Annotated in this window: 15 protein-coding genes; 12 read left to right on the top strand and 3 right to left on the bottom strand. The window is 70.7% G+C overall.

Annotated features, from left to right (window positions below; all coding sequences use genetic code 11):
- The first annotated feature begins 280 nt into the window (after positions 1-280).
- From OG289_RS14045 to OG289_RS14035, 3 genes are all read left to right on the top strand, one after another.
- On the top strand, positions 281-1,219 hold the full coding sequence (locus tag OG289_RS14045) for a PAC2 family protein (protein ID WP_327314335.1): 939 nt from the start codon (positions 281-283) through the stop codon (positions 1,217-1,219).
- Positions 1,220-1,289: 70 nt separating this feature from the next.
- Positions 1,290-1,910 carry a dephospho-CoA kinase gene (gene coaE / locus OG289_RS14040; protein ID WP_327314334.1) on the top strand — a complete coding sequence of 207 codons (621 nt, stop codon included), beginning with the start codon at positions 1,290-1,292 and terminating at the stop codon, positions 1,908-1,910.
- Between the two features lie 50 nt (positions 1,911-1,960).
- The gene (locus tag OG289_RS14035) at positions 1,961-2,341 is read left to right on the top strand and encodes a tetratricopeptide repeat protein (RefSeq protein ID WP_319338592.1); all 381 of its coding nucleotides are present in this window, start codon (positions 1,961-1,963) and stop codon (positions 2,339-2,341) included.
- A gap of 67 nt (positions 2,342-2,408) precedes the next feature.
- On the opposite strand, the gene OG289_RS14030 is transcribed toward OG289_RS14035, so the two are convergent.
- Positions 2,409-2,675: a DUF6343 family protein gene (locus tag OG289_RS14030; RefSeq protein WP_327320671.1), complete on the bottom strand. Its 267-nt coding sequence runs from the start codon at positions 2,673-2,675 to the stop codon at positions 2,409-2,411.
- A 62-nt stretch (positions 2,676-2,737) separates the two neighbouring features.
- On the opposite strand from OG289_RS14030, the gene OG289_RS14025 reads away from it, so the two are divergent.
- From OG289_RS14025 to pip, 4 genes are all read left to right on the top strand, one after another.
- Positions 2,738-3,661 (top strand): acyltransferase domain-containing protein, encoded by a 924-nt coding sequence (locus tag OG289_RS14025; protein ID WP_327314333.1) that lies wholly within the window; start codon positions 2,738-2,740, stop codon positions 3,659-3,661.
- Between the two features lie 147 nt (positions 3,662-3,808).
- A complete protein-coding gene (locus OG289_RS14020) occupies positions 3,809-4,492 on the top strand; it encodes a class I SAM-dependent methyltransferase (protein ID WP_327314332.1) in 684 nt (227 codons plus the stop codon).
- Positions 4,493-4,586: 94 nt separating this feature from the next.
- Positions 4,587-5,342 (top strand): uracil-DNA glycosylase, encoded by a 756-nt coding sequence (locus OG289_RS14015; RefSeq protein WP_327314331.1) that lies wholly within the window; start codon positions 4,587-4,589, stop codon positions 5,340-5,342.
- Between the two features lie 106 nt (positions 5,343-5,448).
- Positions 5,449-6,405: a prolyl aminopeptidase gene (gene pip, locus OG289_RS14010; RefSeq protein ID WP_327314330.1), complete on the top strand. Its 957-nt coding sequence runs from the start codon at positions 5,449-5,451 to the stop codon at positions 6,403-6,405.
- A gap of 11 nt (positions 6,406-6,416) precedes the next feature.
- Here the strand turns inward: pip and OG289_RS14005 are convergent, their stop codons facing one another.
- Together OG289_RS14005 and OG289_RS14000 are read right to left on the bottom strand one after the other, a co-directional pair.
- Positions 6,417-7,874 (bottom strand): LamG domain-containing protein, encoded by a 1,458-nt coding sequence (locus OG289_RS14005; protein ID WP_327314329.1) that lies wholly within the window; start codon positions 7,872-7,874, stop codon positions 6,417-6,419.
- A 64-nt stretch (positions 7,875-7,938) separates the two neighbouring features.
- Positions 7,939-8,652, bottom strand: a complete 714-nt coding sequence (locus OG289_RS14000; protein WP_327314328.1) for an FCD domain-containing protein — start codon at positions 8,650-8,652, stop codon at positions 7,939-7,941.
- Between the two features lie 153 nt (positions 8,653-8,805).
- On the opposite strand from OG289_RS14000, the gene OG289_RS13995 reads away from it, so the two are divergent.
- The 5 genes from OG289_RS13995 (at position 8,806) to OG289_RS13975 (ending at position 13,366) form a co-directional block, all read left to right on the top strand.
- Positions 8,806-10,287: an NCS1 family nucleobase:cation symporter-1 gene (locus OG289_RS13995; protein WP_327314327.1), complete on the top strand. Its 1,482-nt coding sequence runs from the start codon at positions 8,806-8,808 to the stop codon at positions 10,285-10,287.
- A gap of 14 nt (positions 10,288-10,301) precedes the next feature.
- Positions 10,302-11,015 (top strand): aspartate/glutamate racemase family protein, encoded by a 714-nt coding sequence (locus OG289_RS13990; RefSeq protein WP_327314326.1) that lies wholly within the window; start codon positions 10,302-10,304, stop codon positions 11,013-11,015.
- Positions 11,016-11,324: 309 nt separating this feature from the next.
- Positions 11,325-11,708, top strand: a complete 384-nt coding sequence (locus tag OG289_RS13985) for a hypothetical protein (RefSeq protein ID WP_327314325.1) — start codon at positions 11,325-11,327, stop codon at positions 11,706-11,708.
- 99 nt (positions 11,709-11,807) lie between these two features.
- Positions 11,808-12,593: a nucleotidyltransferase domain-containing protein gene (locus OG289_RS13980; protein ID WP_327314324.1), complete on the top strand. Its 786-nt coding sequence runs from the start codon at positions 11,808-11,810 to the stop codon at positions 12,591-12,593.
- 41 nt (positions 12,594-12,634) lie between these two features.
- Positions 12,635-13,366, top strand: coding sequence for a DUF7873 family protein (locus tag OG289_RS13975; RefSeq protein WP_327314323.1), 732 nt, complete (start codon positions 12,635-12,637; stop codon positions 13,364-13,366).
- Positions 13,367-13,480 lie beyond the last annotated feature (114 nt).

Raw genomic sequence — 13,480 nt, 5'->3', positions numbered from 1 at the left:
GGGCCCGCACCTTTTGAGGTGCGGGCCCTCAGTGCTGCCCGGGGAGCGGCTTGTCGTCCGAGTGCGGGCCGGTGGGGGGTGGGTCGCGCCCACAGGCGGGCAGCATATCGACGCTGCCCCGCGCCCCTTGAAGGAGTTGCCCTCGCCGTTTCTGAGCAAGCCGGCCCGAACCGGGCCGTCGTGAGAAGCCCGTAAGAGTCACGTGATCAAGAGCCGCGGGCGGGAATGCCCACGCCCGCAGGGGCGTTGTGCAGTACGAACACGAGGAGGAGCGGTCCAAGTGCTTGATCCGCAGGGTTTGTACGCATGGGAGCCGAAGGGCCTGGCAGTCGTCGACATGGCGCTGGCACAGGAGTCGGCCGGTCTTGTCATGCTCTACCACTTCGACGGATACATCGACGCGGGCGAGACCGGCGACCAGATCGTCGACCGGCTCCTCGACTCGCTGCCCCACCAACTCGTCGCCCGCTTCGACCACGACCGGCTCGTGGACTACCGCGCCCGCCGCCCGCTGCTGACCTTCAAGCGCGACCGGTGGACCGAGTACGAGGAGCCGGCCATCGAGGTGCGACTCGTGCAGGACACCACCGGAGCGCCCTTCCTGCTCCTGTCCGGCCCAGAGCCGGACGTGGAGTGGGAACGCTTCGCCGTCGCCGTCAAGCAGATCGTGGAACGGCTCGGCGTCCGCCTGTCCGTGAACTTCCACGGCATTCCCATGGGCGTCCCGCACACGCGCCCCGTGGGCCTCACCCCGCACGGCAACCGCACCGACCTCATGCCGGGCCACCGCAGCCCGTTCGACGAGGCGCAGGTCCCCGGCAGCGCCGAGGCGCTCGTCGAGTACCGCCTCATGGAGGCCGGCCACGACATCCTGGGCGTCGCCGCGCACGTCCCGCACTACATCGCCCGCTCGACGTACCCGGACGCGGCCCTGACCGTCCTGGAGGCGATCACGGCGGCGACCGGCCTGGTCCTGCCGGGCATCGCCCACGCCCTGCGCACGGACGCACACCGTACGCAGACCGAGATCGAGCGCCAGATCCAGGAAGGCGACGAGGAGCTCACCTCCCTCGTCCAGGGCCTGGAACACCAGTACGACGCCGCCGCCGGCGCCGAGACCCGCGGCAACATGCTCGCCGAACCCGTCGACATCCCGTCGGCCGACGAGATCGGCCAGGAGTTCGAGCGATTCCTCGCGGAGCGGGAAGGCGAAGGCTGAACACCCCGAAGAAGCAGCTCACAGGGGCCTGCCGGGTGCACTGTCACCGACAGGCCCTAAGCTTCCGCTCATGCTGAAGGTGGGCCTGACCGGCGGGATCGGCGCCGGCAAGAGCGAGGTGTCGCGGCTGCTCGTCGAGTGCGGAGCCGTACTCATCGACGCGGACCGCATCGCACGCGAAGTCGTCGCCCCCGGAACTCCGGGTCTCGCCGCGATCGTCGACGCCTTCGGCGAGGACGTGCTCGCCCCGGACGGCAGCCTCGACCGCCCACGACTGGGCTCGATCGTCTTCGCCGACCCCGAGAAACTGGCGCTCCTCAACTCGATCGTGCACCCCCTCGTCGGCACCCGCTCCCGCGAACTGGAGGCGACCGCCCCCAAGGACGCCGTCGTCGTCCACGACGTCCCCCTCCTCACCGAGAACAGCCTCGCCCCCCTGTACGACGTCGTGGTCGTCGTCGACGCCGCCCCCGACACCCAGCTCGACCGGCTCGTCCGACTGCGCGGCATGACCGAGGAGGACGCACGCGCGCGGATGGCCGCCCAGGCGACCCGCGAGAAGCGCCGGGAGATCGCGGACATCGTGATCGACAACGACGTACCGCTGGCGGAGCTGCGCCGGCGCGTACAGGACGTGTGGGCCGACCTCGCGCGCAGAGCGCACGCACCGCGCGAGACCGCCCCGGAATAGCGGCCCGGACTCCGCGCGTTGAACCCTCCGAGCAAGGGAAGGATTTTTCCGTGCCCGATACCGCAGGTTCGACCGGACGTACTCCGGAGACGCACGTCATCGACTTCCGTGCCGCAGAGCAACTGCTCGCCGCACGGGACCCGCGGGGCGCGGTGAAGCTGCTCGACCGAGTCATCGCCGCGCATCCCGAGAACACCGCCGCCCGGCTGCTGCGCGCGCGTGCCTTCTTCGCCGCCGCGCAACTACGGCCTGCCGAGCTGGAGTTCACCGTCGTCCTGGAGCGGGAGCCGGACAACGCGTTCGCGCACTTCGCGCTCGCCCGTACCTACGAGCGGCAGGGCCGCGGCGACCAGGCCAAGCGCCACTTCCGGCTGGCCGCGGCACTGGACCCGAACCCGCAGTACCTGAAGGCCGCACGCTTCGAGACCTGAGGACGACCCCGACGGGGTGACGGGGCCCGCCAGGGGTGACGGTGGCCGGCAGGGGTGACGGGGCCCGTCAGGGGTGACGATGCTCGGGCGGCCGGTACGGCGGGATGTCACGGCCCGGCTGATAATGGGGGCCCTGCCGGATGTGCCTCACGATCATCGCCAGATCGACGGTGACCACCAGCCACAGCACCCCGCACGCCGCCGCCCACCCCGGTCGCCCCGCGAGGGTGAACGCGGCCGTCCCGAAGACCGTCCAGGCCAGCCCCCACAGGGCCAGCCACAGACGCATCCTCAGCGCACTGCGCGCCGTCGTCGGCTCACTGCCCGTACGCATTCCGATCACCGCTCCTCCTTGCAACGTACTCTTCGGTCCGCACGTTCTCCAGAGGAGACCCGATGTCGAAGAAGGGTTCGCTTTCCGTGCTGCCGAACACCGACGAGCTGGCCGAGGCGCTCCTCGACCTCGCGGTACCGCACCAGGACATCGACGAGGCCGTGCGGCTGACCCCGCGGGTGTCCGGCGACGCGCAGGCGCTGCGATTCCTGGAGGAAGCGGTGGCGGACCTGGTCCAGGACATGGGCGGGATCCGCAGAGGGATCGACGTACCGGTTCCCCCCGGCGCGTCGGGAGCGTTCGCGAGCTTTTTCCCCCTGTACGTGTTCGTCGCCGCGTTGCCGTACCTGCGCGCCCACCACCGTGAACGGGGCATCCCCGAAGAGGTCACCCGGCACACCCTCGCCGACGTCGGCAGGGGTGTCGCCTGGCACCGGCGTTGGCACGGCACGGGCGGGCTGCTGAGCCCGCGCTGGCTGACACTGCACTTCCACGGCGAGCTGTACCAGCTGGGGCGACTGCAGTTCCAGCGGGACCGCATCGGCCGGTGGACGAGCGACTCGATCGAGGCGGCGGGACTGCCCCTCGGTCCCGGCGACCCCGGGCTGGGCGTGCACGTGCCCGACTTCATGGGACCGCTGACGCCGGAGGCCGTCGACCGATCCCTCGCACTGGCACGGGAGTTCTTCGCCCGCCACTACCCCGAGGAGTCCTACACGGTGGCCACCTGCGGCTCGTGGCTGCTGGACCCGCAGATCAAGCGCTATCTGCCCGGGGACTCCAACATCGTCCGCTTCCAGGAGCGGTTCCACCTCAGCCACCTGCCGGCGGAACCCGAGGACACCGAACCCGTCCGCTTCGTCTTCGGCACCACCGACATTCCGCTGGACAGGCTGCCCCGCCGCACCGTCCTGGAACGGACCGTCCTGGACCACCTGAGGCAGGGCGGACACTGGTACGTCGGGCACGGCTGGTTCGCCTTGTAGCCGGTGCCCGCGGGGGGCCTGTATGCGGCCGGACCACAAACCTCCTTGGGCGGCTCGAACGGAAGGGCCGTCCCTCGAACGAGTGAACCGGCCGAGATGGGGAACGGCCGGACGCCCGCTGCCCGTTGGACGGGCATGCGACGAGAAATGAGAGAGGGATACGAGGGAACGGGTCCCGGTGCGATCACCCCCGACGGCTGCGCGGTCGAGTTCTACTCGCGCCTCCCGGTGGGGAACGAGCCGGACGTCATCTCCGCGGCGGTGCCCGCAGGCGCGCACATCCTGGAACTGGGCAGCGGCGTCGGGCGAATCACCCACGCCCTGCTGGAACGGGGGTTAACGGTCACGGCAGTGGACGAGTCCGCCGAAATGCTGGAGCGCGTCCGCGGAGCGCGCACGATATGCAGCCCGATCGAGGACCTCGACCTGGGCGAGACGTTCGACGCGGTCGTGCTCGCGTCGTTCCTCGTGCACAACGGAGACGTCGAGATACGGCGAAGGATGCTGCGCGCCTGCGCACGGCACATCACGAACGGCGGGTGCCTGCTGATCCAACGGGAAGGAGAGGACTACCACTCCAACCTGCCACGAGAACGCGTCGACCCGAGCGGCTTCACCGTACGGATCGCGTCGGCCGGGCCCATGGAGGACGGCGTCCACCCCGTGCACGCGGAGTACGAGTTCCTGGACGCGGTGTGGACACAGACCTTCCGGACCCGCCCACTGACCAAGGACCAGTTCGAGCAGGCACTGGCGGAAGCGGGCCTCAGGGTGGACCGGTATCTGACGGAGGACGGCATCTGGGTGCGGGCGGTACCGGTGGAGGGATAAGGCGGGGAGGGGCGGGAGGGGGGAGGGGGAGGGGGAGGGGGGTAGGGGCCCTCCCCTGGGGTCCGTCCATCCGGCGCGGTCATACGCTGGAGACATGGCCGCCCCCGAAGCCCCCTGCGGCCCCGCTCTCGCCGAGCTCGACCGGCGGGTCGCGGGGTGCAGGGCGTGTCCTCGGTTGGTGGAGTGGCGCGAGGAGGTGGCCCGTACCAAGCGGGCTGCCTTCGCCGACTGGACGTACTGGGGGCGGCCCGTGCCCGGGTTCGGGCCGCCCGACGCCCGGCTGCTGATCGTCGGGCTCGCCCCGGCCGCGCACGGCGGGAACCGTACGGGCCGTATGTTCACCGGCGACCGTTCCGGGGACGTGCTGTACCAGGCCCTGTACGACGTGGGGCTCGCCTCGCAGCCCACCTCGGTATCCGCCGACGACGGGCTGGAGCTGTACGGCGTGCGCGTCACCTCGCCCGTGCGCTGCGCGCCGCCCGCCAACAAGCCCACCCCGGGGGAGCGGGACACCTGCCGGCCCTGGCTGGTGCAGGAGCTGCGGCTGCTGCGGCCGACGCTGCGCGCGGTCGTCGTGCTCGGCGCGTTCGGCTGGCAGGCCGCGCTGCCCGCGTTCGCGGAGGCGGGCTGGACCGTGCCCCGGCCGCGGCCCGCCTTCGCGCACGGGACCCGGGTGCCGCTCGCCGGTCCGGACGAAGGCCACGGCCTTGACGTCTTCGGCTGCTTCCACGTCAGCCAGCGCAACACCTTCACCGGCCGGCTCACCCCTGAGATGCTGCGCGATGTACTGCGCACGGCTGCGGGGGCTGCGGGGGCTGCGGGGATGGCGGGGCCGAAGGGGATGCCGTAGGCGCCGCCGCCGCCACCAGCGCCCACCGCCACCGCACCGCCCACCGCCCACCGCCCACCGCCGAAATCGAGGCGACGTCGGCCGTGCGGGATCGTACGGTGCCCCGATGAGCCTGTATCCGGAGATCGAACCGTACGACCACGGCATGCTCGACGTCGGGGACGGCAACCGCGTGTACTGGGAGACCTGTGGGAACCCGCGGGGCAAGCCCGCGCTGGTGTTGCACGGCGGGCCCGGCTCCGGGAGTACCTCGTACTTCCGGCGGCTCTTCGACCCGGCCGTGTACCGGATCGTGCTGCTCGACCAGCGCGGGTGTGGGCGGTCCACCCCGCACGCGAGTGCGTACGGCACCGACATGAGCGTCAACACGACCGCGCGTCTGCTGGGCGATCTGGAGTCGCTGCGGCGGCGGTTGGGGATCGGACGGTGGCTGGTGTGGGGTGTGTCGTGGGGGTCGGTGCTGGGACTGCGGTACGCGCAGACGCATCCCGGAGTGGTGAGTGAGCTGGTGCTGACGGGCGTCGCGACCGGGTCCGATGCCGAGGTGGAGCTGTTGACCAGAGGGTTGGGGAAGGTGTTTCCGGAGGCGTTCGAGCGGTTCCGGGCGGGGCTGCCGGAGGGCGCGGCACGGGACGGCAACCTGGCGGCCGCGTACAACAGGCTGCTCGAATCGCCCGATCCGGGGGTGCGGGATCGGGCGGCGCGGGCGTGGACCGACTGGGAGACGGCGACGATTCCGGCGCCGCCGCGGTCCGTCGAGCGGTTCGAGGACCCGGTGTTCCGGATGGGCTTCGCCCGCACCGTCACCCACTACTGGGGCAACGGGCATTTCCTGGACGGGGAGGGTGCCGTGCTGCGCGACGCCCATCTCCTCGAGGGCGTCCCCGGCACCCTCGTGCAGGGCAGCCTCGACTTCGGCAACCTCCTCGGCACCGTCTGGCGGCTCCATCAAGCCTGGCCGGGCTCGGAGTTGGTGGTCGTGGACGAGGCCGGGCACGACGCGGGGGCGCCGGGCGTGACGGAGGCGCTGGTCGCGGCCACCGACGGGTACGCCCGGCGCTGACGCCGGTCCGGTCAGACGATGCGGGCCGCGGCGACCGGCCGTGACGAGACGGCGTGGGCGCTGTCCCGTGCGGTGTTGACGCTCCATCGGTACCGGGAGAACTCCCCGGTGGCGTTGGAGGCGTAGAACATCATGTGGCCGATGCCGACGCCCTGGAACTGTTCTTCCTTGACGAGGCTGACCATGCGGGTGTCGGGGTACTTGGGGTAGTTCGTCAGCGCGTAGACGCCGTGCGGTTCGGCCGTGCAGTCGACCACTTCGACGGCGTACTGGGTCTCGCCCGTGAAGTCCGCGACCCCGCTGAAGACGCCCTTGACCTCGCGGACCATGACGATGTGGCCGGTGTTGTCGTCGACCTGACCGCTGTAGTCCACGGCGACGAGGTCGCCGGGCCGGAGGTCGGCGACCTTGCGGATCTGCTGGAAGCGGGGGCCGGCGGTGCCGCCCGCGAAGGCCTGGCGGTAGTCGGCGGCCTCGGGGATGCGGTCCTGGAAGTACTGGGTGAAGTAGGCGTCGGTGGCCCATCCGTAGGTGTGGTTCAGCACACGCGTGATGAAGGAGGAGCAGCGGGCCAGTGCGATCCAGCTCGACAGGTCGTCGGGTGTGCCCCAGGTGAGGCTCGACGGGGAGCCGATCAGGTAGACGTTGTTGAGGCGGGCTGTGCGGCCGCTGATCAGGGAGACCTCGTCGGCGCCGAGGGCGCGGCCGTAGGCGCGGACGTCGTCGATCGCGCCCTTGAACTGGTTGACGTAGGCGCCGTTCCAGCGGGCCCGGCCTATGTTGAAGCCCTGGGGCGCCGCCCAGGACAGGGTGGCGTCGGCGGTGCCTTCCAGGACGCCGTTCACATACAGGTGGACGCGGGAGCCGTCCCACACTCCGGTCAGGTGGGTCCACTTGCCGAGCGCGGGGGCGGTGGTGCCGAGGGCGGAGATCTTGACGCTCTGGTCCTCGGCGCGCACCTTGAACGCCCAGGCGCCGGCCGCGTCGTCGTACTGGAGCAGGAAGCGGCTGCAACCGGTGCCGTCCTGGCTGACCGCCGTGTACATCTTCGTCAGGACGGCGTCGTCCGCGAGCCGTACCCAGGCGGAGACGGTGAACGCGGCCGTGGTGTCGAGTACGGAGGCGGCGGCGGCGTATGCCTCGTCCAGGGTCAGTTCGCCGCCTGCCCGCAGGGTTGTCCAGCTCGCGCCCGTGCCGAGGGTGACGGGGTGGTCGCGGCCGGAGCGGTCGGTGCCGGAGCCGTCCAGCGGCCAGTGTCCGTAGAGGCCGGTGGGCAGGTGGCCGGCCGCAAGGAGTCGTTGGTACTGGACCATGCGCTCGGCCTCGGCGAGGTGCGGTGCGCCGACCGGTGTGAAGGGGGTGTCCAGTGGTGCGTCGGCGGCGGCGCTGCCGGCCCCGCCGATCACGCCGGTCATCGCGCCCGCCCCCACGAGTGCGGCCCCGCTCAACAGCCCACGTCTGCTGACCATTTCGTTCTCTCCGTCCGTTGCTACGAGTCCCCTGTCGGACGCCTGTCCGAAGGGTCGGCCGAGTTTAGGCGGACGGTTGTGCGGAGGGCTGCGAGGACGGTTGTGCGGACGGCTGGGCGGGTGTGGCTTCGGACGGGGACTCGAAGAGGTGCCGCACCGTGGAGCGGTAGTTGGCCTGCACGTGGTTCAGGGCGTGGGCGCGGGCGCGTTCGGGGTCGCCGGAGGCGATGGCGTCGTAGAGCTCCTGGTGTTCGGTGAGGAGTTGGGGCCATTCCTCGTTGCGTCGGGTGAGCCATTGCAGGCGGCCGCCGACCGGTTCCATGACGGAGATCAGCAGGGTGTTTCCGGCCATGGCGAGGAGGCGGTCGTGGAAGCGGGTGTTGATGTCGGTGATCGCCTCGGCGTCCCCGGCGTCGGTGGCGCTTGCCGCGCTGGCCAGCAGTTCGCGCAGTTCCGCGAGGTCCTCCGGGGTCGCGCGGGCTGCGGCCAGTCCGGCCGCGTACACCTCCAACGCCTCGCGCAGCTCGAAGAGTTCCTTCACGTCCGTGGGGCTCAGTCGGCGTACGACGGTACGGCGCGGGGTCTCGAACAGGACGAAGCCCTCGGCGACCAGTGCCCGGATGGCCTCCCGGACCGGAACCCTGGAGACGCCGAACCGGTCGGCCAGCTCACGCTCGACGAGCCGGTCGCCGGGACGGAGCCGACCCGCGATGATCTCCTGTCGCAGGGTTCCCAGGACACGCTCGCGCACCGCTCCGATCGGTTCGATCTTCGTCATGGGCCCATCTTCGCCGATGCGAGGGGGCTTTTACGGAGCCGTAACGGGACGGACATCGGTCAGAACGCTTGACGACGGGACCATGTCCCCAGTTTGGTATACCAAACGATCCGGTCAGTAGTCCTCCTCCGTCCCCTCGCCCATGGAGGCCCCGTGTCCCTCGCCGACAGCGCCGAAGCCACCGCCGCACCAGCGTTCGTCCCCGACCCCCGGCTCACCAACGAAGACCTCGCACCCGCCGAGAAGCGGAACTGGAAGGTCTTCGACCTCTTCGCCATGTGGATGTCGGACGTCCACAACCTCGGCAACTACACCTTCGCCGCCGGCCTGCTGGTGCTCGGCATGAACGTGTGGCAGATCTTCACGTCCCTCCTCGTCGGCTTCGTGCTCATCTACATCGGCATGAACTGGATGGGGAGGATCGGCCAGCGCCACGGCGTGCCCTTCCCGGTGGTCAGCCGCATCAGCTTCGGCGTCTGGGGCGCCAACATCCCGGCCCTCATCCGCGCCGTGATCGCCATCATGTGGTACGGCATCCAGACCTACCTCGCCTCCGTCGCCGTCAACGTGATGCTGCTGGCGGCCTGGCCGGGCCTGGAGTCCTGGACGCACAGCTCCTTCCTGGGCCTCGATGCCCTCGGCTGGGTCTCCTTCCTGTCCCTGTGGCTGATCCAGGCGCTGATCATCAGCCAGGGCATGGAGTCGGTGCGCAAGTTCCAGGACTTCTGCGGCCCGGCGATCTGGCTGGTGATGATCGCGCTGGCGATCTGGGTCCTGTCCAAGGCCGGCTGGACCATCTCGCTCACCTCCACCCCGCACCCCGTCTCCGTGGGCGAGCAGTGGCGGCAGTGGTTCGGCGCGATCGGGCTGATCCTCGCCACGTACGGCACGCTGATGCTGAACTTCTGCGACTTCTCCCGCTTCGCGCCCGACTACAAGACGGTCCGCCGCGGCAACTTCTGGGGCCTGCCCCTCAACTCGACGGCGTTCGTGGTCGTCTCCGTGATCGTCACCGCCGGCTCGCTGGAGGTGTTCGGCGAGGCCATCACCGACCCGGCGGAGCTGGTCGCCAAGGTCGGCAACACCTGGGTGCTCGTCCTGGGCGCGCTCACCTTCGCCATCGCCACCATGGGTGTCAACATCGTCGCCAACTTCGTGTCGCCGGCGTACGACCTCGCCAACGTCTGGCCGCAGAAGATCAGCTTCAAGGTCGGCGGCATGATCAGCACCGTGGCCGCCCTGGTCGTCACCCCCTGGAACCTCTTCTCCAACCCGACCGTCGTCAACTACTTCCTCGGCGGCCTCGGCGCCTTCCTCGGCCCGCTGTTCGGTGTGATCATGGTCGACTACTACTGGGTCAAGCGCGGGCGCGTCGACGTCAACGAGTTGTTCGACGCCACCCCCGGCTCCCGCTACTACTACCGCAAGGGCGTCAACCCCAAGGCGCTGTGGGCGTTCCTCCCCTCCGCGGGGGTCGCGGCGGTGCTCGCGCTGGTGAAGACGTTCAGCGACGTCGCCCCGTACTCCTGGTTCATCGGCACGGCCCTCGGAGCCGGTCTGTACCTGCTGCTGTGCCGCAGCGAGCGGACGGCAGGGTCCCTCGTGGCCGTTCCCGACAAGCCCGTGGGGGTCTGACAAACGTGCGGAACGTGCGGATCGTCGTCACCAACTGCAACACCACGCAGGAGATGACCGAGGAGATCGTGCGAGGTGCCCGGGCCGCGGCAGGCCCGGGCACCGCCGTGACCGGCCTCACCCCCGCCTGGGGACCCGAGTCGGCGGAGGGCTGGCTCGACAGCTACCTCTCGGCCGCGGCGGTCATCGATCGCCTGCGCACCTACGACGGCCCGCCCTACGACGCCGTCGTCATGGCCGGCTTCGGCGAGCACGGACGCGAGGGCGTACGGGAGCTGGTGGACGTGCCCGTCGTCGACATCACCGAGGCCGCGGCCCACCTGGCCTGTCTGCTGGGCCGCCGCTACGGCGTCGTCACCACCCTGGAACGGTCCTGCGGCCAGATCGAGGACAGCCTGGAACTGGCCGGGGTGGGCCGCAACTGCGCCGCCGTCGTCGGCACCGGTCTCGGCGTCCTCGACCTGGGTGACACCGACCGCACGGAGGCGGCCTTCCTCGCGGCGGCCGAGCGGGCCCGGGATGCGGGAGCCGAGGTTCTGGTGCTGGGCTGCGCCGGAATGACGGGACTGCAGCGGGCGGTGGGGGACAAACTGGGCCTTCCGGTCGTCGACGGGGTCGGGGCGGCGGTGAAGCTGGCGGAGGCACTGGTGGGGCTGGACTTGACGACCAGCCGCGCGGGGAGCTTCGCGAAGCCGGTACCGAAGCGGAGGGCGTGGCGGGCCGAGTAGCGCAGGGCCGCGGAGCGACAGGCGGGGGAGCGGCTCGCACAGGAGCGGCGGGCGGGGGAAGGAGCTGAGCGGTGGAGCGTCCGCAGGGCCTGGGCAGTGCCGGGCGGACGGGAGGCACGTGCCCGTCCCCGCGACGGTGACGTTTAGCGCGCACCACTGACAATCGCCTCGCGACGGATATCCGTTGGACAACCCCGCGCCGCCTTTGCCACGCTTCCTCGCATGCGGAGCAGACACCTGGGCCGTTTCACGGCGGCGGACTTCTTACGGGCCACGCCGGAAGTCCCGGCGGGCCCCCGGAGGTCTGCCATGTCCCGAACCGTCCACCACGTCCGCCCCCGGCACCGCGTCCACCCTGCTCACCGGCCCGCCGAGAGTCTGGGCCGGGACACCGGCCACCGTCTCGTCGAACTTCGTTACAGCGCGGAGGAACTGACCCGTGCGCGGCGCGAGCGGCGTCGCCCGGTCCCCGTCCCGCTGGTGCGGGCGTTCTGCGCCCGCACCTTTCCCCGGTCCCTGAACGCGCGGGTCGACGGCCCGTACGAGTCCCGTGCGCGCGCCGCCCTGTCCGTGTTCCGCTCGACCGCCCGCAACCACCTCCGCGCCGCCCCGCCCGGCGCCCTCCTCGCCGCGGCCGAGGAGCTGGACCACCCGCCGACCCGTCACCGCCACCGCAACCTGTGGGAGTGCTGAGCGGAAGTCCGTCGAGGACGGGCCGCACGCCCCGGTAGCCCTGCGCTCCCGTAGCCCTATGTCCCCGTCGCCCCCCACCCCCTAGGACGGACCCTCCGCATGCCCGCCTCCTCCCGCACCGACCAGGCGTTCCTCGGCGACGTCACCGCCCGACTCGCCGGCCTCCCCACCGTCCGTGCCGTCGCTCTCGGCGGCTCCCGCGCCCAGGGCACCCACCGGCCCGACAGCGACTGGGACCTGGCCGTCTACTACCGGGGCGCCTTCGATCCCGCCGATCTGCGCGACCTCGGCTGGGAGGGGGAGGTGTCGGAGGTCGGCGGCTGGGGTGGTGGGGTGTTCAACGGGGGTGCCTGGCTGACGATCGACGGGCGGCCGGTGGACGTCCACTACCGGGACCTCGACGTCGTCGCGCACGAGGTGGCCGAGGCCGAGTCGGGGCGGTTCCGGGTGGAGCCGTTGATGTTCCATCTCGCGGGGATCCCGAGCTATCTGGTCGTCGCCGAGCTGGCGATCAACCAGGTGCTGAGCGGTGAGCTGCCGCGGCCCGCGGTGTACCCCGCTGAGCTGCGCCGAACCGCCTGCGAGCGCTGGTACGGCACCGCACGCGCCACCCTCGCCTACGCCAAGGCCAACCACGCTCCCGCCGGACGGCGCACCGAGGTCGCCGGCGCGCTCGCCGTGGCGGCGACGCAGACCGGGCACGCCGTGCTGGCGGCGCGAGGCGAGTGGGTGACGAACGAGAAGCGGCTGCTGGAGCGGGCGGGACTGCGGGGTGTCGACGCGTTCATCGGGCCCATCGGGAACGCCGAATCCGACGACCTGGTGGGGGAACTCGAGCGGGCCGAGGCGTTTTTCGAGGAACGCGTGCGGGCGGCCGGCGAATAACCATTGGAATGAGGAGAGTTACCGTTGTTACGGTCCTTCTCGTGGCGAAACTCAACCAGATCATCGCAGTCGAGAAGGGCGTCAAGTCCAAGGCACACCAGGACCTGACCACGGCTCAGCACGGACTGCAGAAGCCCGCGCTGCTGGCCGGTATCTCGCGGACCTACCAGCCCAAGGACGAGGAGGGCGAGCAGCTGCCGCCCGAGTCGACGCGGGTGCAGGTGAAGGCCGAGGACGTGCTGCGGGAGACCGCGGCCACGCTGACCCGGCTGTTCGACGTGACCGCCACGAAGGACTGGGCCAACTGCACCGCGCGTGCGGACGTGCGGGTGGACGGGCGGGTCCTCGTCGCCGACGTGCCCGTGTCCTACCTGCTCTTCCTGGAGAAGCAGCTCGTCGACCTCAACGCCTTCGTACGCAGGCTGCCCGTGCTCGACGCCTCCGAGTCCTGGGCGCAGGACCCCTCCACCGACGCGTGGAAGACCGAGCCGGTGCGGACGCTGCGTACCAAGAAGGTGCCCCGCAACCATGTGAAGGCGGAGGCGACCGACAAGCACCCGGCGCAGGTCGAGGTGTACTACGAGGACGTGCCGGTCGGTTACTGGACGACCGTGAAGTTCTCCGGAGCCCTTCCCGCCCGCCGCGTCAACGAACTCCTGGGCCGCCTGGAGAAGTTGCAGCAGGCCGTCAAGTTCGCCCGGGAAGAGGCGAACGGCGTCGACGTCGTCGACCAGCGGGTCGGTGACGCCGTGTTCGGCTACCTGTTCGGGTAGCCTTCGAGACTCCCCGGTCCGTCGTGACCGGGGTGCGCGAGGAGCGCAAGCTGAAGCTGAAGCTTGTCGTGAAGAAGCGGTCCGTACCCGCTGAGGAATTCCCCGAGGAATTCG

Source organism: Streptomyces sp. NBC_01235 (genome assembly GCF_035989285.1).
GTDB lineage: Bacteria > Actinomycetota > Actinomycetes > Streptomycetales > Streptomycetaceae > Streptomyces.
This window is presented reverse-complemented; position numbering and strand designations above follow the sequence as displayed.